Annotated in this window: 20 protein-coding genes and 1 pseudogene; 13 read left to right on the top strand and 8 right to left on the bottom strand. The window is 34.5% G+C overall.

Annotation, left to right across the window (positions count from 1 at the left end; genetic code table 11):
* Positions 1 to 33 precede the first annotated feature (33 nt).
* The gene (locus ASG22_RS15585; protein WP_055986597.1) at positions 34 to 1,278 is read left to right on the top strand and encodes an NAD(P)/FAD-dependent oxidoreductase; all 1,245 of its coding nucleotides are present in this window, start codon (positions 34 to 36) and stop codon (positions 1,276 to 1,278) included.
* A 35-nt stretch (positions 1,279 to 1,313) separates the two neighbouring features.
* On the opposite strand, the gene ASG22_RS15580 is transcribed toward ASG22_RS15585, so the two are convergent.
* Positions 1,314 to 2,594: a phenylacetate--CoA ligase family protein gene (locus tag ASG22_RS15580; protein ID WP_117590801.1), complete on the bottom strand. Its 1,281-nt coding sequence runs from the start codon at positions 2,592 to 2,594 to the stop codon at positions 1,314 to 1,316.
* Between the two features lie 201 nt (positions 2,595 to 2,795).
* Here ASG22_RS15580 and ileS point away from each other — a divergent pair, with 201 nt between their 5' ends.
* From ileS to trpS, 7 genes and pseudogenes are all read left to right on the top strand, one after another.
* Positions 2,796 to 6,251: an isoleucine--tRNA ligase gene (gene ileS, locus ASG22_RS15575; protein ID WP_055986592.1), complete on the top strand. Its 3,456-nt coding sequence runs from the start codon at positions 2,796 to 2,798 to the stop codon at positions 6,249 to 6,251.
* A 60-nt stretch (positions 6,252 to 6,311) separates the two neighbouring features.
* Positions 6,312 to 6,692 carry a TraR/DksA family transcriptional regulator gene (locus tag ASG22_RS15570; RefSeq protein WP_055986589.1) on the top strand — a complete coding sequence of 127 codons (381 nt, stop codon included), beginning with the start codon at positions 6,312 to 6,314 and terminating at the stop codon, positions 6,690 to 6,692.
* Positions 6,693 to 6,775: 83 nt separating this feature from the next.
* Positions 6,776 to 7,006, top strand: a pseudogene (locus ASG22_RS21685) (DUF6576 domain-containing protein); the annotation flags it as partial.
* Positions 7,007 to 7,040: 34 nt separating this feature from the next.
* The gene (locus ASG22_RS21680) at positions 7,041 to 7,235 is read left to right on the top strand and encodes a DUF2683 family protein (protein ID WP_047398649.1); all 195 of its coding nucleotides are present in this window, start codon (positions 7,041 to 7,043) and stop codon (positions 7,233 to 7,235) included.
* Entirely contained in the window at positions 7,235 to 7,873 is a 639-nt protein-coding gene (locus ASG22_RS15560) for a lipoprotein signal peptidase (RefSeq protein WP_055986587.1), read from the top strand. Before ASG22_RS21680 ends, ASG22_RS15560 begins: the two co-directional genes overlap by 1 nt.
* Before the next feature lie 14 nt (positions 7,874 to 7,887).
* Positions 7,888 to 8,532 (top strand): vancomycin high temperature exclusion protein, encoded by a 645-nt coding sequence (locus ASG22_RS15555; protein WP_055986583.1) that lies wholly within the window; start codon positions 7,888 to 7,890, stop codon positions 8,530 to 8,532.
* Positions 8,533 to 8,865: 333 nt separating this feature from the next.
* Complete coding sequence (gene trpS, locus ASG22_RS15550) at positions 8,866 to 9,834, top strand: tryptophan--tRNA ligase (protein WP_055986580.1); 969 nt, start codon at positions 8,866 to 8,868, stop codon at positions 9,832 to 9,834.
* 52 nt (positions 9,835 to 9,886) lie between these two features.
* Here the strand turns inward: trpS and ASG22_RS15545 are convergent, their stop codons facing one another.
* The 5 genes from ASG22_RS15545 to ASG22_RS15525 form a co-directional block, all read right to left on the bottom strand.
* A complete protein-coding gene (locus tag ASG22_RS15545) occupies positions 9,887 to 10,582 on the bottom strand; it encodes a YjjG family noncanonical pyrimidine nucleotidase (protein ID WP_055986577.1) in 696 nt (231 codons plus the stop codon).
* Positions 10,583 to 10,787: 205 nt separating this feature from the next.
* On the bottom strand, positions 10,788 to 11,378 hold the full coding sequence (locus tag ASG22_RS15540; RefSeq protein ID WP_055986875.1) for an RNA polymerase sigma factor: 591 nt from the start codon (positions 11,376 to 11,378) through the stop codon (positions 10,788 to 10,790).
* A gap of 198 nt (positions 11,379 to 11,576) precedes the next feature.
* Entirely contained in the window at positions 11,577 to 12,062 is a 486-nt protein-coding gene (locus ASG22_RS15535) for a hypothetical protein (protein ID WP_055986575.1), read from the bottom strand.
* An 80-nt stretch (positions 12,063 to 12,142) separates the two neighbouring features.
* Positions 12,143 to 13,423: a methionine adenosyltransferase gene (gene metK / locus ASG22_RS15530; protein WP_055986572.1), complete on the bottom strand. Its 1,281-nt coding sequence runs from the start codon at positions 13,421 to 13,423 to the stop codon at positions 12,143 to 12,145.
* Between the two features lie 241 nt (positions 13,424 to 13,664).
* Positions 13,665 to 14,615, bottom strand: coding sequence for a LysR substrate-binding domain-containing protein (locus ASG22_RS15525; protein ID WP_055986570.1), 951 nt, complete (start codon positions 14,613 to 14,615; stop codon positions 13,665 to 13,667).
* A gap of 132 nt (positions 14,616 to 14,747) precedes the next feature.
* On the opposite strand from ASG22_RS15525, the gene ASG22_RS15520 reads away from it, so the two are divergent.
* The 5 genes from ASG22_RS15520 (at position 14,748) to ASG22_RS15500 (ending at position 19,013) form a co-directional block, all read left to right on the top strand.
* Positions 14,748 to 16,235 (top strand): catalase, encoded by a 1,488-nt coding sequence (locus ASG22_RS15520; protein ID WP_055986567.1) that lies wholly within the window; start codon positions 14,748 to 14,750, stop codon positions 16,233 to 16,235.
* 106 nt (positions 16,236 to 16,341) lie between these two features.
* Positions 16,342 to 17,109 carry an enoyl-CoA hydratase-related protein gene (locus ASG22_RS15515; protein ID WP_055986564.1) on the top strand — a complete coding sequence of 256 codons (768 nt, stop codon included), beginning with the start codon at positions 16,342 to 16,344 and terminating at the stop codon, positions 17,107 to 17,109.
* A 48-nt stretch (positions 17,110 to 17,157) separates the two neighbouring features.
* A complete protein-coding gene (locus ASG22_RS15510) occupies positions 17,158 to 17,580 on the top strand; it encodes a deoxycytidylate deaminase (RefSeq protein ID WP_055986561.1) in 423 nt (140 codons plus the stop codon).
* Between the two features lie 6 nt (positions 17,581 to 17,586).
* Entirely contained in the window at positions 17,587 to 18,498 is a 912-nt protein-coding gene (gene xerD, locus ASG22_RS15505) for a site-specific tyrosine recombinase XerD (RefSeq protein ID WP_055986556.1), read from the top strand.
* A complete protein-coding gene (locus tag ASG22_RS15500) occupies positions 18,498 to 19,013 on the top strand; it encodes an NUDIX hydrolase (RefSeq protein ID WP_055986553.1) in 516 nt (171 codons plus the stop codon). The genes xerD and ASG22_RS15500 overlap by 1 nt, the downstream gene beginning before the upstream one ends.
* Positions 19,014 to 19,073: 60 nt before the next feature.
* Here ASG22_RS15500 and ASG22_RS15495 read toward each other — a convergent pair whose 3' ends face one another.
* Both ASG22_RS15495 and ASG22_RS15490 read right to left on the bottom strand, forming a co-directional pair.
* Positions 19,074 to 19,532: a heme-binding domain-containing protein gene (locus ASG22_RS15495; protein WP_055986550.1), complete on the bottom strand. Its 459-nt coding sequence runs from the start codon at positions 19,530 to 19,532 to the stop codon at positions 19,074 to 19,076.
* Positions 19,533 to 21,254 (bottom strand): Ig-like domain-containing domain, encoded by a 1,722-nt coding sequence (locus ASG22_RS15490; RefSeq protein WP_055986547.1) that lies wholly within the window; start codon positions 21,252 to 21,254, stop codon positions 19,533 to 19,535.
* Positions 21,255 to 21,276 lie beyond the last annotated feature (22 nt).

The following is a 21,276-nucleotide window of genomic DNA, read 5'->3' as shown; positions in this document are numbered from 1 at the left end:
GATAGAAGTTATTATTAAAATAAAAAATCAAAGATGAGCAAAGAATTTGTTGACGTGCTCGTAATCGGCGCAGGACCGTCGGGTTGCGTATCTTCTTCATACTTAAAGAAGAACAATGTCAACGTAAAAGTTGTTGAAAAGACAAAATTTCCAAGATTGGTTGTGGGTGAAAGCCTGATTCCGAGAGTAATGGATCATTTTGACGAAGCAGGGCTTTTTCCGGCTTTAGATAAAATGGGCTTTGAAAAAAAATTGGGAGCTCGTTTTTTAAGAGGCGATGAAGTCTGTATCTTTGATTTCAGTAATAAATTCGGTGAAGGCTGGGACTGGACTTGGCAGGTTCCCAGAGCAGATTTCGACAATGTCTTGGCTCAGGAAGTGATTAATAAAGGAATTGATCTTGAATTTGAAACCGAAGTAATCGGAATTGAATTTAACGGAACAGATTCTATCACGACCGTAAGAAATAAAGAGGGTGAAACAAAAGAAATTCATGCAAAATTTGTCATTGATTCCAGCGGTTACGGAAGAGTTTTACCGAGACTTTTAGATTTAGAAAAACCTTCGAAACTATCTCCTCACTCCGCTATTTTTTCTCATGTAGAAGACATTAACAGAGAAGAAGGAACAGAAGGAACTTTGATTTCTTTTGATATTATTGAAACTGAAGTCTGGCTTTGGGTAATTCCTTTCTCTAATGGAAATACTAGCGTAGGAATCGTTGGACCAACTGAATATATTGACAAATTATCCAAAAACGGAGACACCGCAGAAGCATTAAGAAAAGCAATTTCTCTTTCTGATTATTATGTAAAACGTTTTGGGGATGTAGATTTTCTTTTTGAACCAAGACATTTAAAAGATTATTCTTGTTCCGTTAAAAGTTTATTCGGAGACGGATTCGCTTTAACAGGAAATGCTTCGGAATTCCTTGATCCGGTTTTTTCCTCGGGAATGGCTTTTGCAACAGAAGGCGGAATGACGGCAGCAAAATTGGCATTAAGACAGTTAAACGGTGAAAAAGTCGACTGGCAAACAGAATTTGCAGATTATATTTTATATGGAGTTGATGTTTTTACAACATATGTTAAAGAATGGTACACTGGAAATCTTCAGGAATTATTTTTCCACCAGCCGGAAAATCCCGATGTAAAAAGAAAAATATGTGCAGTTTTAGCAGGCTACGTTTGGGATAAGAAAAATACATTTGTGAGAATACATGACACTGCCATAAAAAATCTTGCAGAATTTATTAAAACAGAAAAAATGCAATCATAAAAAAGCGGTCTGAGATTTTCAGACCGCTTTTTGTTTTATCTTAAATCTGTAAATGTAATTGGTTTTCTGCTATTTGGGTTAAAGACAACTTTAGACAAAATATCAAACTCAATCAATTCAATTTTCGGACTTACCCTCAGTTTTGCACGAAAATGATCTCTCACTTCATTCACAAAGTTTTCGGAATCACTGTCTGTACTTATTTTAATGATAATTTCATCCAAACCAATTTCATTCGACTGAATAACGATCTGATAGCATAAAATATTATTGAAGTCATTTAAAATATCATTCATCGCCGGTGGATACAAAGTCGTACCCTTGTATTTGATCATCTGCTGCTTTCTTCCAACAACCGGACCTAATCTCATTGTATTTCTTCCACATTCGCAAGGTTCATAATGCGCTTTTACAATATCTCCCGTTTTAAACCTTAATAAAGGCAGCGCTTCAACACCTAATGTTGTAATCGTTAATTCCCCGCTTTCTCCTTCTTTTACGATATTTCCTTCATCGTCAAGAATTTCTGTAATAATTAATTCCGGATGCTGATGTCCACCGGCTTGAAATTCACACTCTGTAAAAGCGGTGCTCATTTCTGTAGATGCATACGTTGAGAATAATGTAATATTCCACTTTTCTTTAATTTTTTGAGAAAGAATATTATCTGTAAAATCCTGGTTCTTGATACTTTCCCCGATACAAACTGCACCGTAAACACTTGAATTTTTGTAATCAACTCCATGTTTCTCTGCATAATCGATCATCTTTAATAAAAACGAAGGAACGGTAATCAGATATTTAGGTTTATATCTGAAAATTGAATCCCATTGCAGTTCCGGAATTCCCGGACCCATCCTTACGACACTCGCTCCCATTTTTCTCAATCCTAAAAAATAAGCAAGACCTGCCATAAATCTTTTGTCAATGGTTGTAATCATTTGTACCACATCCCCTTTTTTGATTCCTGCACAGGCAAAAGAAATTGCTTCGTTGTAAGCCAGTCTTTCGAGGTCATTATCTGATAATCCGAAAGTTACCGGATCACCCAAGGTTCCTGAAGTAGTACTGTAATCAACAATTTTATCTGGAGTGATGCAGAAGAAATCGTCGTTATTCTCCTGAATATCATTCTTTGTCGTTGTCGGAATTTTCTGTAGATCTTCTAACGTCTGAATATCACCAATTCTGATATTGTTTTCTTTAAATGATCTTTGATAAAAAGGCGAATAAGCTTCAAGATAAGCCAAGAGTTCCTGAAGTTTTTGCTCCTGAAACTTTTTTATTTCCTGACGGTCTGATTTTTCGATTTCCAATGGTTTTGATTTTAAGAGACAAATTTATTTAATTAAAATGAAAAGATTCGGGGATTTCAACATTAAAAAATATCGAGTTTTTATACTCCATTCTGAAACTGAATATTTTGATCATTGATTCCAAAATAAAACATATATTATAAACCGACAAATTTTAGTAAATTTGCCAACTTAATTAATCAACGATATTGATATATTACAATGAGCCAATTTAAAGAATACAAAAACCTCAACCTTATTGACGTAGCAGAGAATGTAGCGGAGTTCTGGAAACAGAATAAAACTTTCAATAAGAGTGTTGAGATTCGTGAAGGGCAACCTGAGTTTGTTTTTTATGAAGGTCCGCCTTCAGCAAACGGCATGCCCGGAATTCACCACGTAATGGCCAGAGCATTAAAGGATATTTTCTGTCGTTATCAAACCCAAAATGGGAAGCAGGTTTTCCGTAAAGCGGGTTGGGATACACACGGACTTCCTGTAGAACTTGGCGTGGAAAAAGAATTAGGAATCACTAAAGAAGATATTGGCAAAAAAATTTCTATTGAAGATTACAATCAGGCGTGTCGTGAAGCGGTAATGCGTTACACAGATGTTTGGAACAACCTTACCGAGAAAATCGGATATTGGGTTGATCTTGAAGATCCGTATATCACGTACAAGTCAAAATATATGGAAACGGTTTGGTGGCTGTTGAAGCAATTGTATGATAAAGGATTATTGTACAAAGGTTACACGATCCAGCCTTATTCTCCAAAAGCAGGAACAGGATTATCTTCACACGAAGTAAATCAGCCCGGGGCTTACCGTGATGTTTCCGACACAACGGTTGTTGCACAATTTAAGACATTACCAGAAACATTGCCTTCATTTTTACAAGGTTTTGGAGATGTACATTTCTTGGCTTGGACGACAACTCCTTGGACACTGCCTTCAAATACCGCTTTGACTGTAGGACCAAAAATCGATTATGTTTTAGTTAAAACGTTCAATCAATATACTTTTGAGCCGATTAATGTTGTTTTGGCTAAAGCTTTGGTTGGAAAGCAGTTTGCGAAAAAATATAGTGAAGGGACTGACGAAGATTTTTCAAATTATACTTCAGAAAGCAAAGTTATTCCTTATAAAATTCTAGCAGAATTCAAAGGTTCTGATTTGGTTGGAATCAAATATGAGCAGTTATTAGATTATGCTAAACCTTATCAAAATCCCGAAAATGCTTTCAGAGTAATTTCAGGAGATTTTGTAACGACAGAAGACGGTACGGGAATCGTTCATACCGCTCCGACGTTTGGTGCTGATGATGCTAAAGTAGCGAAAGAAGCTACACCTGAAGTTCCACCAATGTTAGTTTTAAATGAAAATGGAAATCCTGTTCCCTTGGTAGATTTACAAGGTAGATTTTTGTCTTTAGTAAAAGATGAAGTCTACGGTTTTGCCAATGAATATGTAAAAGCAGAATATCTTAATGACGAAGAAAAAAGTAAGGAATTCAACATTCAGAAAGAGCAGTTAAAATCAATCATTGCAGATTTAAAAAATTATCTTTCTGTTGATGAAAGAATTGCTTTAAAATTAAGAAAAGAAAATAAGGCTTTCAAAGTTGAAAAATATGTTCACAGCTATCCACACAGTTGGAGAACTGATGAGCCTCTTTTATATTATCCATTGGATTCCTGGTTTGTAAAAATGACCGCTGTAAAAGACAGATTGGTAGATTTAAATAAAGGAATCAACTGGAAACCAAAATCAACCGGAGAAGGACGTTTTGGAAACTGGCTGGAAAATGTAAATGACTGGAATCTTTCCCGTTCAAGATACTGGGGAATTCCGTTGCCAATTTGGAGAACTGAAGATTTAAAAGAAGAAATCATCATTGGTTCTGTAGAAGAATTATATAACGAGATCGAAAAATCTATTGAAGCAGGATTCATGACAGAAAACCCGTTCAAAGGCTTTGAGATTGGAAATATGTCTGAAGAAAATTATTCTTTAGTTGATTTACACAAAAACATTGTTGATAAAGTGGTATTGGTTTCAGTTTCAGGAAGAGAAATGAAACGTGAGAGCGACCTGATTGACGTTTGGTTTGATTCAGGTTCGATGCCCTATGCACAACTTCACTATCCTTTTGAGAATAAAGAATTAATTGACAATCATAAAGCATTCCCTGCAGATTTTATTGCGGAAGGAGTTGACCAAACCCGTGGCTGGTTCTACACACTTCATGCTATTGGAACAGCAGTTTTTGATTCAGTTGCTTATAAAAATGTAATGAGCAACGGTCTTGTTTTGGATAAAAACGGCGTGAAAATGTCGAAATCCAAAGGAAATACAGTTGACCCATTTGAAACATTAGCAGTTTACGGACCTGATGCTACACGTTGGTACATGGTTTCGAATGCAAATCCTTGGGAAAACCTAAAGTTTGATATCGAAGGAATTGATGAAACGAGAAGAAAATTCTTCGGAACACTTTACAATACCTATTCATTCTTTGCTTTATACGCAAATGTTGATGGATTTAAATTCGCTGAACCCGCGGTTCAAAACAGACCGGAAATCGACCGATGGATTTTGTCTGAATTAAACTTATTAATTAAAGAAGTAAAAGCATTTTACGAAGATTACGAGCCTACAAGAGTGGCAAGATCAATTAACACTTTCGTGAACGATAACTTATCAAACTGGTACGTAAGATTGTGCAGAAGACGCTTCTGGAAGGGAGATTATTCAGAAGATAAAATCTCGGCTTATCAGACTTTATATACTTGCTTAGAAACTGTTGCTAAATTATCTGCACCAATTGCTCCGTTTTTTATGGATCAGTTGTATCAAGATTTAAATAAAGTAACAGGAAAAGAAACTGCGGAATCTATTCACTTAACAGATTTCCCTGTTGCAGATGAAAGTTTGATCGATCAGGATTTGGTTGAGAAAACGCATTTAGCACAATCTATTACAAGTATGGTTTTCTCTTTGAGAAAGAAAGAAAACGTAAAAGTTCGTCAGCCATTACAAAAAGTTTTGATCCCTGTTTTAGACAAGAAAACTGAGGAGCAAATTTCTGCGGTTGCAGAATTAATTAAACAGGAAGTAAATGTTAAAGAATTACAATTAATTAACGCTGAAGAAGCATCACATTTAATTGTAAAACAGATAAAACCAAACTTTAAAACGTTAGGTTCGAGACTTGGAAAAGATATGAAAGTGGTTGGTGGTGAGATTGCTAATCTTTCTGCAGAACAAATTTCGAGTTTAGAGAAAGAAGGAAAAATTGAAATCCAAGGATACGAAATCACATTGGATGATGTAGAAATTTCAACAAAAGATATTCCGGGATGGACCGTAACTTCTGACGGGAAAACAACTGTGGCATTAGATTTGACGCTAACAGAGGAATTAAAATCTGAAGGAATTGCAAGAGAATTTATCAACAGAGTTCAGAACCTTAGAAAAGAGAAAGACTTTGATTTAACAGACAGAATAAATATCAAATTGGAAGAAAATTCTCCGTTCTTGAATGACATCAAGAAGAATGAAGAATATATTTCTTCAGAAGTCTTGTCAAATAAAATAGAAATTGTATCTTCACTTTCAAATTTTAACGAAATCGAAATTGATGAGGTTAATTTTAAGATAAATGTTGAAAAGAATTAACATACAGTTGGTTTTTATTCAAATCCCATTTCATAATTTTATTAAAAAAGAGAAACGAACATGTCAGACGAAAGAGTAAGATACAGTGATGCTGATTTACAAGTATTTAAAGCAATTATTAAAGAAAAAATAGAGAAAGCTGAGAAAGATTTACAGTTGATCAGAGAAAGTTTTATTAATGACCAAAATAACGGGACAGATGATACCTCTCCTACTTTCAAAGCGTTTGAAGAAGGTGCTGAAACGTTGAGCAAGGAACAGAATTCTATTTTGGCGGGAAGACAGGAAAAATTCGTACGTGACCTGAAAAATGCTTTAATAAGAATTGAAAACAAAACTTACGGTGTTTGCAGAGTAACAGGAAAGCTGATTCCTAAAGAAAGATTATTGGCCGTTCCTCACGCTACGCTGAGCATTGAAGCGAAAAATATGCAGAAATAACCGTAAAAGGTTAGTTAGAATAAATTTGGGTTTATATTGTATTTCATGGAATACTTTATAAACCTAATTTTTAATATATACCCATGAGCGAATTATTAATTTTATTAATTATCATCGTTGCTATTGTAGGATTTTTCAACAGAGAATGGATCAAAAACAGATTATTCCCCGATGAAAAAAGAAATTATACGATTGATGATAAGTTTAATTCTGATAAACGGGAAAGGGAAAAAGAAATCGACAGTCTTTTAAGCAAAATGGGCAAAAACGGAATCAATGATTTGTCTGCAAAAGACAGAAAAAGATTGGATGAATTGTCCAAAAAAAAAAAAAATAAATTAAATAAAGATGGAGGCATTAATTGTACACCCAAAGAACCAAATGGAGCTGAACGCACTGAAAAGTGTGATGAAAGATATGGGAATTCGTTACGAAAAATTTCATACAAGAGGAGCAAAAACTCAAACCTTCGAGCCACGCACTCCTGCCAAAAAAGAAAATACGGGGAAAAACTTTAAAGACAAACCAAAGACGAACCTGTAATGAAAAAGATTTTATTGGTAACCTTTCTTATTTTATTGATTGATCAGGCTTCGAAAATTTACATAAAAACTCATTTCAACTTAGACGACAGCATTTCTGTTCTACCGGGTTTTAAATTAACCTTTGTAGAAAATCCTGGAATGGCTTACGGGCTTCATTTTGGCGGCGTTATCGGAAAATATTTCCTGGTAATTGTAAGAGTTATTCTGATTGGCGGAATGATTTATTTATTCAGAAAATGGTTAGAGCGAGGCGAATCTAATTATCTGCTGATTCCTATGGCGATGATTTTTGCAGGAGCTATCGGCAATTTAATTGACGGAATGTTCTATGGTCTGATTTTCGACAGCGGAACGGTTTATGATCCAAGTATCGACCGATGGATTGGTTATGGCGGAATTTCCAAAGTCACTTCTTTCGGACACGGATATTCTACTTTCATGCGAGGTTGCGTGGTAGATATGCTCCACTTCCCTTTGGTAGACTGGAATGTTCCTGAAAGCTGGCCTTTAATTGGAGGAAAACATATTGAGTTTTTCAAGTATATCTTTAATGTTGCAGATTCGGCGATTACGGTTGGAGCAATTTTGCTGTTAACTTTCAGAAAAAAAGCTTTCCCGAACGGTCTGGAATTTTAAACTATTTCACACGAATGAAAAAATTAATTAAAACTCTATTTAAAATTTTCCTGCTTCTTTTTGTTGCAGGAATTATTTTTATGGTCTGGGCAAATTACAGCATTAAGAAAAGTAGTGAAAGCTTCATTTCTTATAATATCAAAGACGTTCCTGACACAAAAACCGCTTTACTTTTAGGTACAAGCAAAAATTTAAATAATGGCTCTCCTAACGCTTATTTCGACAATAGAATTAAGGCAACCGCAGATTTATACAAAAGCAGAAAAATACAATACATCATCGTAAGCGGCGATAACAGCACCAAAGATTACAACGAACCTGAAGATATGCAACTGGCATTAATGAAATACGGAATTCCACAAGATCATATCTTTCTGGACTTTGCGGGTTTCAGAACTCTAGATTCTATAGTAAGGGCGAAAGAAATTTTCGGACAGCAAAAAATCGTTATCGTTTCTCAGAAGTTCCATAATGAAAGAGCGGTATTTTTAGCCAAACAAAACGGTATTGAAGCTTTCGGATATAATGCTGAGGACGTTAATAAATATGCCGGTTTTAAAACCAATATGAGAGAATATTTAGCCAAAACAAAAGCATATCTGGATTTGATTTTGGGAGTTGAACCGAAATTCGGAGGAAAAAAGATTTTGATTCCTTAGTTTTTTCTGTCTCGCAGATTCTGTAGATTACGTAGATTTTTTGACGCAAAGTTTTCAATTAAATAATAAATAGTTTTAAGTGAGCAAAGGTGAATCAACAAGTTGATTTGATGAAGGTTTATTTTCAAGCTTTGCGAAGCAAACTTTATTTGACTTTGCATCCTAAAATAAAAAAATTAATAATTAAATCTTTGCGTTTAAATTATCCCGGCAAAAATATTTACCAATATCACAAAGAATAAAAAACACAATCATCCTTGTAAATTCGTGAAATCTGCTGGAGAATTAACTAAATTTGCAATTCATTAATTTTTAAATATAAATTTTAAACAAATGTCAAGAATTCTTACCGGCATTCAAGCCACCGGAACACCACACTTGGGAAACCTGTTGGGTGCTATTATTCCTGCGATAGAATTATCTAAACAGGAAGGAAATGAATCATTTTTATTTATCGCAAATCTTCATTCTCTTACCCAGATTAAAGATGCGAAAGAACTGAAACAGAATACCTACGAGATTGCTGCGGCTTGGCTTGCTTGTGGATTAGATACCGAAAAAACATTTTTTTACAGACAGAGCGACATTCCTGAAACCTGTGAACTTTCTTGGCATTTATCATGTTTTTTTCCTTATCAGAGATTGACTTTGGCGCATTCATTTAAAGATAAAGCAGACCGTTTGCAGGATGTGAATGCAGGCTTGTTCACGTATCCTATTTTGATGGCTGCAGATATTTTACTGTACGATGCGGAAATTGTTCCGGTAGGAAAAGACCAGCTTCAGCATTTGGAAATTGCGCGTGATGTCGCTTCAAGATTCAATAATCAGATGGGTGAAGTTTTTGTACTACCACAATCTGAACTTCAGGAAGACACAAAATATGTTCCCGGAGTTGATGGTCATAAAATGTCTAAATCAAGAGGAAATATCATTAATATTTTCTTACCTGAAAAAGAATTGAAAAAGCAGGTTATGAGCATTGAGTCTGATTCAAAATCTTTAGAAGAACCAAAAGATCCTGAGACAGATAAAACATTTGCAATTTATCAACTGATCGCAACTCCCGAACAGACAGAAGAATTAAGAGCAAAATATTTAGCAGGAAACTTCGGTTATGGTCATGCTAAAAAAGAGCTTTTAGATTTAATTTTAGCCAGATTTGAAAAAGAAAGAGAACTTTTCTCTTATTATATGAACAATCTTGATGAATTGGAAACAAAACTTCAGGAAGGTGCAAAGAAAACGAAAGTTATTGCAACAGAAACAATGAAAAGAGTAAGAGAAAGTTTGGGAATTTAATTTTAAACTTAATAATATAGTTTCGGCGGCACCTTTGGTGCCGCCGAAACTCTTATAAATACTCTTTTATCTGCAAAAGATGTTGAATTGATTTCAAGCCTTCTTCTTTTCTATTTTCATGATAAACATCAAAGAAAATCACATCCATTCCAAAGTTTTGAGCGCCGACAACATCCGCAATCCAATCGTCGCCAATTAAAATACTGTTTTCTTTTGTAGCGTCAGAAAGACTTAACGAATATTCAAAAATTTCAGGGCGGGGTTTTCTTACCCCAACAGAATCTGCACTTGTGATGGTTTGAAAATATTTGTCAATTCCCGACAAAATACACTTTCTTTCAGTTACTTCTTTAAATCCGTTGGAAATAATATGCAAAGTATAATTTTTAGCTTTAAGATATTCTAAAATATATGTTGCACCTTCTACCAATTCATTATGATTGAGAATTTTATCTAAGAAATGCTCCTCAAAATACATTGACAATTCTTCATCATCAACACCAAAATTTTTGAACGTATCATAAAAACGGTGTTTTCTTAAATATTCTTTATCAATAATTCCGTCACGAATATTTTCCCAAAGTTTTTCATTAATCTCATGATAAACAGAGTGGAATTCTTCAAAATTGATATTGTATTTTAAATTGATTTCTTCTTTTTCAAAAAGTTCTTTGATGGTAAGATAAGCGTTCTTACGGTGATCCCAAAGCGTATTGTCGAGATCAAAAAAAATGTGCTGAATTTTCATACAGCACAAAATTAGTAATTTTAATTTTTGGAAATCGGGTAATTCTTGCTCTTTGTTTTTACAACTTCCAAGCTTTTTGAAAAGCTGAGCAGAAAATCAATCGTTTGTTTCTTAGGTTTCAAAGTTTTCACTTTTAAGGAATCATTTTTTCTCATAGGCAAATAAAAGTTTTTTCCTTAAAACGAGAATTTTATGAAATTATTATCTATCTCGTCAAGATAATATTATTTTCTTCCATGATTTTTCTCAGGTTAATTAATGCATAACGCACTCTCCCTAAGGTTGTATTAATACTCATGTCCGTATGATCGGCAATTTCTTTAAAGCTTAGCCCATCAAAAAATCTTAATCTGATCACTTCCTGCTGATTTTCCGGAAGAAACTGCAACATTTTCATTAAGTCCTCCTGAATCTGGTTGGATACCAATTGATCTTCAATATTTTCAGAAGGCTCTCTCAACAAGTCAAAAATAGAATATTCATCGGTCTCGAAAGTAGTTTCCGAAACTTTAATATTTTTAGATTTTGCCCTAAAATGGTCTATGATAAGATTATATGCTATTCTTTTTGCCCAAAGAATGAACTTGCCCTCTTCGTTGTAGCGTCCTTCTTTCAACATCACAATAATCTTCATGAATGTATCCTGGAAAACATCGTTTGCCAGATCTTCGTCATTTATTTTATAAAAAATGAATGTAAACAGTTCTCTCTGATGGCGGTGGATAAGGGTTGACAACGCCTGTTCGTCTCCTTTCTGATAAAGGGAAATTAGTAAACTATCCGTTTTTGATTTCATAACTTTCTTCTCAATAAATATTTTTGCTGACAATCTTTAAATCCAGATATTTTATCTGGTCTCAGCTGTAAATACAAAACAATTCTTCAGAGTAAAGTCAATCGATAGGCGTGTACAATTTTATATGTTGTAAATATAATAAAATTTTAATAACTGTTAACCAATTATTAACTTTTTACACGAAAAAGATAATAATATTTAATTAAACATATCGTGAATGAACACAGTGGGGATATTTAGTGTAAAATTAATATTCAGACCCTTCAATTCTTTACCGTTTAAATCGTTTATTGGAAAAGCATATCCTCCGGTAAGATCCAGCATTCCGAAAAGAGTAACGCCGATTTTTGGTGCAACATATTTATTTGTGCCTTCTGCCCCGATCAAAAAGTAGTAAGAATGATAGAAATCAACATCTTTTTGAAAGTTAAACAATACATCAGCTGAAAGCTTCGGCATAATGGCAAACTTCGAATTTGCAGAGCCCATCAAGGCAGAGCCTCCCAAGCGGTAAATAACATCATCATTTTTCAGGAAAAGCAATTTACCGCCCAATTCACCGAAACTCTGGTTTTGATAGGTATATCCTGCGCTCACCATTTTATGCACCGTCACCTGTGCCTTGGCAAAAGTGTTCAGAAAAAATAGGGTAAGGATTGTAATGGCAAGTCTAGCGTAGTTCATCTTCTATTTATTTCATGTAAAATTAAAAAAAACTGCCTTACCGAAAAGATAAAGCAGTCATTATTCTATAAGTTTAAAAATTAAATTCCGAAAGAAGCTTTAATTTCGTCTACTTTGTCAAGTTTTTCCCAAGTAAAGAATTCTAATCCTGTAAGTGTTAATTCATTCTTGTGACCTTTGTTGAACGTTTTATCAGCAACATAATGCTCTCTTCCCATATGACCGTAAGAAGCCGTATCCTGGTAAATCGGATTTCTCAATTTCAGGTTTTGCTCGATTGCGTAAGGTCTAAGATCAAAAATTGTAGACACTTTTTTAGCAATTTCACCATCATGAAGATCAACTTTAGAAGTTCCGTATGTGTTGATGTACAAACCACAAGGCTCAGCCACACCGATAGCATAAGAAACCTGTACCAAAACTTCGTCAGCAACTCCTGCAGCCACTAAATTTTTAGCAATGTGTCTTGTAGCGTAAGCAGCACTTCTGTCAACTTTTGAAGGATCTTTTCCGGAGAAAGCCCCACCACCGTGAGCTCCTTTTCCACCATATGTATCAACGATGATTTTTCTTCCCGTAAGACCCGTATCTCCGTGAGGACCACCGATTACGAATTTTCCTGTTGGGTTGATATGATATTTGATCTGATCATTAAACAACGCTTTGATCTCTTCAGTTTGTAAATCTACAACTCTTGGGATCAAAATATTTTTAATGTCTTCTCTGATTTTGTTCAGCATTTCTTCTTCAGCTGCAAAATCATCGTGTTGAGTAGAAACTACGATTGAATCGATTCTTACCGGTTTGTGATCATCAGAATATTCAATAGTCACCTGAGATTTTGCATCAGGACGAAGGTATTTAATTTCAGAATCTTCTCTTCTGATCGCAGAAAGTTCTTTAAGAATAGTGTGTGCCAGATCTAAAGCCAAAGGCATGTAGTTAGCGGTTTCGTTCGTTGCATAACCAAACATCATTCCCTGGTCACCAGCTCCCTGTGCGTTTGCTTTAGCTTCGAAAGATTCATCAGTTACGGCTCTGTCTACACCTTGATTAATATCTGGAGACTGCTCGTGAATCGCAGAAATAACTCCACAAGAATCACCATTGAACATATATTCACCCTTTGTATAACCGATTCCGTTGATTACCTCTCTTGCAATCGTCTGAACATCTAAATAAGCATCAGATTTTACTTCACCTGCCAAAACTACCTGCCCTGTTGTCACCAAAGTTTCACAAGCCACCTTTGAAGTTTTGTCGTATGCTAAAAAGTTATCGATTAGTGCGTCGGAAATCTGATCGGCGATTTTATCCGGATGTCCTTCTGAAACAGATTCAGATGTAAATAAATAAGACATATTATTCTATTTGTTTTTTTAGATTAAAAATCACGAAGAAAAAAAAGAATAATTGCAAGAATGTCTAAAAAGAGTAATACTGTTTTAGCATTTTTTTATAGAGGTTGCAATCAGGTCAAATTTTTCCTCGTTCGTAAACAGTTGCAAATTTAAGTACTATTTTTTAATACTCAAAAATATTTGTTTACTAATTATAATTTTCTTTAAATTATCTAATTATAAAGCACTTAGCCATGAAAATTTATTGCGGTTTTATGCTTACGAATTCTTTTGGACTTTCATTATAATTCAGTTTTTTCTGTAATGAAATTCTTATAGAATGAGATAATTCATCAATAATTTTCTGCTTAAATGTGGGTTTGTAGTAAATAATACTTATTTCTCTGTAAGGGAAAGGCTTTTTGAATCTGAAAACATTTTCCTTCTGAAGCTCTGAAAGCTGACTTAAAGCAAGCTCCGGCAGAATACTGATTCCGCCTACTTTATCTACCATATGAACCAACGTCTGAATATTGGAAGCTAAGAAATCCAAATTCTTCGGTTTCAACGTATTTTCCTTTAAATGACAGATATTTTCAAATTGATTTCTTAAGCAGTTCCCTTCTTCAAGCAACCAAACTTTTTCTACATTAAGATCCTCCGGAACTACATAAGAATTCTTTTTATTAGCCTCAGTATTAGAACTATAAATCATTAATTCTTCATTAAATAAGAAATCTTGATAAAACTCATCTGCCGTATCGTAAGGCGTAGAAATAATTCCAGCGTCTAGCTCTCCTGCTTTTAAAGCTTTAATGATATTATCAGTCGTCATTTCCTTTACATTCATCTGAATTTTCGGATTATCTTCCAGAAACTTGAAAATTTCAGTCGGTAAAATGAAAGAAGAAACCGTTGGAATAATCCCAAGATTAATCGTTCCTCCCAAAATATTATTTAACAAATTGGCTTTGTTCTTCAGTTCATTGACAGATTCTATAATAACCTTTGCCTGGTCGATGATCTGAAGCCCGACATCTGTAGTACGAATCGGGTGAGTTGTTCTGTCAAAAACCTTTACATCCAGTTCATCCTCAAACTTCTGTATCATTGCACTTAAAGTAGGTTGTGTAATAAAGCACGCCTGTGCCGCTTTACCAAAATGTTTGTACTTATCTACAGCGATAAGATACTCCAGTTGCTGAATGTTCATTTGATTAATATTATCTATTACAAAGATAAAATGTTTTTGCTATTGGCAATTAAAAATTCAAGTAATTTTGATAATTAGTACCTTTACATAATACAACCTAAACAAGAAATTAATCATACAAATTACAACCCTATGGATTCTAAAAAATTAACGTTAGGCAATGGCGCTCCATATTATGAACATCAGGATTCACAAACGGTTGGACCGAGAGGTCCGGTTCTGCTTCAGGACTTTATACTCCAGGAAAATCTTGCGCATTTTGTAAGAGAAAGAATTCCGGAAAGAATTGTTCATGCCAAAGGAAGCGGAGCATATGGAACATTTACTGTGACACACGATATCAGTCAATATACAAAGGCAAAATTATTTTCAAACGTAGGAAATTCATGTAGAATGTTTGCCCGTTTTTCTACTGTTGGAGGAGAAAAAGGAAGTGCTGATACCGCAAGAGACCCAAGAGGATTTGCTTTAAAATTCTATACAGAAGACGGAAATTGGGATTTGGTGGGTAATAATACACCCGTGTTCTTTATTAAAGATGCTAAAAAATTCCCCGACTTTATTCATACTCAGAAAAGAGTTCCGAAAACGAATCTAAAAAGTGCCACCATGATGTGGGATTTCTGGAGCTTGAATCCTGAATCGCTTCATCAGGTTTTAATTTTAATGTCAGACAGAGGAACACCGCACGGTTATAGACATATGCACGGGTTCGGATCTCATACATTCTCAATGATTAATGATAAAAATGAGCGAGTTTGGGTAAAATTTCATTTTAAAACAAAACAGGGAGTTAAGAATTTCACAAATGATGATGCTGTAAAGATGGCGGGTGAAAATCCAGATTTTGCGCAGGAAGATCTTTGCAATGCTATTGAAAATGGTGATTTTCCGAAATGGACAATGCATATTCAGGTAATGACCGAAGAGCAGGCGAGAGATTTCAGATGGAATCCTTTTGACATAACGAAAGTTTGGTTTCAGGGAGATTTTCCGTTAATTGAAGTGGGAGAAATGGAACTGAATGAAGTTCCTGTAAATTATTTTGCTCATGTGGAACAGTCTACTTTTTCACCAAGTAATTTAATCAACGGAATTAGTTTTTCACCAGACAAAATGCTTCAGGGAAGATTATTTTCTTATCCGGATGCGCACCGCTACAGAGTTGGTGTTAACGCTCATCATCTGGAAGTCAACAGATGTCCTTTTGCTATTAATAATTATCAGAGAGACGGTTTTATGGCAGATTCTAGTGAATATCAGGATAAACCAAATTACCATCCAAACAGTTTTGATGATATTAAACCTGATCCTTCTTATAAAAACTATGAATATGAACTGGATAGCGCCCACGTTGCCAGCTACAACAGAAATGAAAATGACGACGATCACTACACTCAGCCTGGATTATTGTATTCTAAAGCCATGAATGCAGAAGATAGGGAGAATCTTGTTAATAATATCATAGAAAGTATGAAAGGCATCGACGGACCTAAAAAAGACGAGATCATTAATCGCCAATTATGCCATTTCTTCAGGGCTAATATTGAACTTGGTATGAAAGTAGCTTCTCAACTGAATGTCGTTATTGATGCTAATATGATGAATCACCCGAAATAACTATCCTATAGAATAAATTCGATAAAAGGAAAAAAATACTAACTTTTTTCCTTTTTTTTTATAAAAAATGTATAATTTGCACGGAATAATATTTTAATGTGGAAACATGAGTTACGAAAATATATTATTAAATAGGGAAGATAAAATTTCTATTATTACAATAAACAGACCTGAGAGTTTAAATGCGCTTAATGCTAAAACAATCAGTGAAATAAGTTCAGTATTGGACGGATTGGCTGCTGACAATTCTTGCAGAGTAATTATTCTTACAGGAAGTGGAGAAAAATCGTTCGTTGCGGGAGCTGATATTAAAGAATTCAGCGATTTTGGACAGGAAAATGCAGAAGAACTTGCCAGAAACGGACAAAATACGCTATTCAATAAAATTGAAAATATGACCAAACCTGTAATTGCAGCCGTAAACGGATTTGCATTGGGTGGAGGTCTGGAGCTTGCCATGGCGTGCCACATCAGATATGCATCGGAGAATGCCAAATTGGGATTACCGGAAGTAACATTGGGATTAATTCCCGGTTACGGCGGAACTCAAAGGCTTCCGAAGCTTGTAGGGAAAGGTATTGCCAATGAAATGATCTTTTCTGCCAAAATGGTTCCTGCACAACGTGCAAAAGAAACCGGACTGGTAAATGAGGTATTTCCGATTGAAGAATTATTAACAAAGACAAAAGAATTAGCTACTACAATTGCCCGCAATTCGCCATTAGCGATTTCCAAAGCAATAAGTGCTGTTAATCTGTCAGATACAGACAAAGGTTTTGAAACTGAAATTAAATATTTCGGAGAACTTTTTGATCTGGAGGATAAAAAGGAAGGGGTTTCTGCATTTTTAGAGAAAAGAAAACCTAACTTCTAATTTATCAACCCTTTAATACAAATTATTTCGAAAAAACAATGTAGCGGTATGAATAAGTTTGATAAAGCTTATCTAAAAATGGCTCAGGAATGGGCAAAACTTTCCTACTGTAAACGAAAGCAGGTAGGAGCTCTTATTGTAAAAGATAGGATGATTATTTCAGATGGTTATAATGGTACTCCTTCAGGATTTGAAAACTGCTGTGAGAATGAAGAGGGAATAACACATTGGTATGTACTGCATGCAGAGGCAAATGCTATTTTAAAATTAGCAGCTTCTACACAATCTGCAAAAGGCGCAACGTTATATTTAACGCTTTCCCCTTGTAAAGAATGCAGTAAACTTATTCTTCAGGCGGGAATTACCAGATTAGTGTACATTAATGAATATTCAGACGACGACGGAATATCGTTTTTAAGAGGCCATAATATTGAAATAGAACAAATTTCGGAATGTGAACTAAAAAAATAAAACACAATGATTTGGGATGAAAAAATTAAAGATTTTGAAATTTTTCTTCGTTTCGAAAGAAATTTTTCAGAAAACACACTTGACGCCTACGTACGCGACATTAAAAAGCTAAAAGAATACGCAGAAGAATCTCTGGAAAATATCGGCCCGGATAAAATCTGCTATGACAATCTCCAGGAGTACATCTTCAGCCTTTCAAAACAAAAATTCAGCGAAAGGTCTCAGGCTAGATGGATATCTTCTATTAAAGCATTCTTCAAATTCTTGTTGGAGGATGAATATCGTGAGGATAATCCCGCAGCCTTGCTTGAAGGTCCCAAATTGGGATTATACCTTCCTGATATCTTGAGCCTTCCTGATATTAATAAAATCATCAGCGCCATTGAAATTAACTGTGATCTTGGAAGAAGAAACCAATGTATTATAGAGGTACTCTACGGATGTGGACTTCGTGTTTCTGAGTTGATTGATATTAAAATTTCCAATATTAATTTTAAAGAACAGTATATCAAAGTAAACGGAAAAGGAAATAAAACCCGCTTTGTCCCTTTAGCGGAATATACTGCAGACCTGCTACGTGATTATATCAAAGAAGTACGTCCGAAAAATAAAATCAATAAAAAGTATGAGGATACATTGTTCCTTAACAGCAGAGGAACTTCGATGTCCAGAGTAATCGTATTTTTAATTATAAAAGAACTGACTGATAAAGCAGGTGTAAGCAAGAAAATTTCTCCGCATACATTCAGACACTCTTTTGCAACGCATTTGCTTCAAAACGGTGCAGATCTTCGTTATATTCAGGAAATGCTCGGTCATTCGAGTATTACCAGTACGGAAATTTACACCCATCTGAAAACAGAAGAACTTCGTGATGTGATATTGACTTATCACCCAAGAAACATTAATATTGCTTAATGAAAATATTGAAATATTGCCCAAGCTGCGGTAAAGAAACTTTACATTGGGATGGTGAAAAAAAATGGAGCTGCCCCAACTGCCAATTCTCTTTATACAACAACGTTGCCGGTGCGGTTGCTGTTGTTATCAGACATAATGATGAAATTTATCTTACGAGAAGAAATAGAGATCCTAAAAAAGGAAAACTCGATCTTGCGGGAGGTTTTGTTGATCCTAAAGAAAGTGCAGAAGAAACTTGTAAAAGAGAGCTTTTCGAAGAATTGCAGCTAGATGTTGATATTTCAAATTTAAAGTATTTAACAAGCCTTCCAAACGTATATCAATACAAAGAAATAGATTACAATACGATTGATCTTTTTTATGAATATAATGTTTCAGACAAATTTAAGGTAAATCTTGAACTGTCTGAAATCTCAGAAGCAATCTGGATTCCTTTAAAAGAATTGAATCTTAATGATCTCGCTTTTGATTCTCAGAAAAGGTTTTTTGAAGAATATCTAAAGAATATTTAATCAATATACTAAAATAAAATTCCCACAGATTTAATGAATTTGTGGGAATTTTTTATTTAACTAATACGTTTTTGTTTTCAACATTTCTTCGAAATAATCTGTAAGTAGTTTTCTTTCGGCTTCAGACAAATTAGCTTCTTTGTGATACACAATATATCCCGGCATCGGCATTGTTTTATTATGCACAGTTGCAATTGCGCTGTTGAGCATACTTTCTTTTAAATCCTTATTATAAGTGTCCCAAGTAGAAAAATTCAAATGTTCTCTGCCTTCATTGACATGACTTTTTACCGACCATGAAATAGGAGCAACAAAGGCATACTTAGGATAAACTGTTTCATCCGAGTGACAATCATAGCAAGCAGATTTTATGAGTCCGGCGATCTTTTCCGGCGTTTTTTTAGCCTCAACAAAATTTACTTTGTGATTAATCGGTTTATTGACTTTATCTGTAGGAATAAACTGTATTAAAGCAAAACCAACCAAGCTCCAGAAAAGTATTTTTTTAAATGTTTTCATTTATTTAACGGGTGTCAGCATTTCATTGTCGGTTCCAAGCTTATTAAGAGGCTTTTTAGGAGTTTCTACTGCTTTCGGTGTTGTCATTTTTGATGTATCCAGCGTTCTCGTATCTTTTAGATCCCAAGTTTCATTACTGTCCCACAACGGACGTACGATAACAGGCTTGTAATATATATAAGAATCTTCGGCAAAAATTTCATTTTGGAAATCAGATTCATCCCAATATTTATTTTCATTATGATCGACCAGAATTCTTGCAATATATTCGCCGGGTTTAAGAATAGGAAACAGTACCTCGCTTCCTTTCGTATATTTTTGATAGACCGGCTTTTCAGAGCTGTCCAATAACTGTAACCAATAGCTTGTAGTCGGAGCATTCTGCAGGATAAACTTTACATTACCGAAATTTTCTACTTTATCAACTTCGAAATCAAAACGTTTGGACTGATAATTTTTAGCATAAAAAGAAGAAACAGTTTCTTTAGGAACGGTCAGTTGATATTTTTTTCCTTCCATAAATTCTGATTTCACTAAAATATGATAAGGATTTGATTCTGATATTTTTGCCGTGAAAGGAATGGTATTAATACTGTCTCCCGCCACTTTTAAAGTCCATTTATCTGTATTCAGTTTATCAAGATAATAGTTAGAATTTAATCTGAAATCACTGAACGGTGCCATTGTTCCCGAAATATCATTATTGATATCCATTGTATTCTTTTTATTGTACTTATAAAAAACAGAAACGGTATCCTGCTTATTACCAGTATCATAACTGAATTTCAAATTCTCCGTTACGGTTTGTCCGATATCGTCTTTCACAGCATCAAACCAGATATTTACAGAATCAGATTTTGGGCGGTGTGTAACTTTAATGTCCTTAAGTTTATCATTAATGGAAAGAACTTTCACATCATCCGGTTTACCTTCAAATGTCATTAAAACTCCTCCCGGAGTTTCTTTCATTTCAACATATTTTAAAGGCTTTTTTGACGGATAAACTTTCAGATTTAATCCTGAAATAGATTTTTCAACATCTACAGCTTCTTTTTGAAAACCAATTTTTTCTTTCCCCTGATCATACATAGAATTTCCATTCTCATCATCAAAAGCAACAATTTTGTATTTTCCGGGTGAAAGATAATTGAGTTCATAATAGCCATCATCATCAACTTTGGTGATATAATAAGGTTTTTGCTTATAATTAATGGTATCTTTTACCTGATATAAACCGACAACAAGCTTATTTTCACTGGCTTTTTTGATCGCCATCGCATCTTTTATCTCACCACTGATGTAAAGGTCATCCAGCTTTTCACCTGTAGAGAAAGCAAAATTGAAATAACGCAAAATATTCGATTCATTATTATCAACGATAGAATTTCCAAAGTTGAAATTGTAGGTTGTATTGGCCTGCAACGTGTCACTCCACTGAATTAAAACAAACTTATTCGCAATATTGGAAGGAATAATTCTTGTAATATTCTTAATGGGCGGAGAAATAATTAGATTTTTGCTGACATCTTTCAGCGTTATATATTCATCAAAATCAATACGCAGTTCTTTAATATCTCTCGGAACATTAATTCTTGTCGTATCAATATTGGATCCTAAAAATTTTGGGGCAATCGTATCTTTCAGTCCGCCAACGGGAGAACCTACTCTCGCACAAGACTGTACAAGAAATCCGATAACAAATAATAGAAGAAGTCTTTTCATGAAGATGTTTAGGCAAAAGTAA

Origin of the sequence: Chryseobacterium sp. Leaf405, assembly GCF_001425355.1 — a bacterium.
In the GTDB taxonomy this organism is placed as follows: Bacteria; Bacteroidota; Bacteroidia; order Flavobacteriales; family Weeksellaceae; genus Chryseobacterium.
Note: the sequence above shows the minus strand (reverse complement) of the source record. Positions and strands in the feature narration are given on the sequence as shown.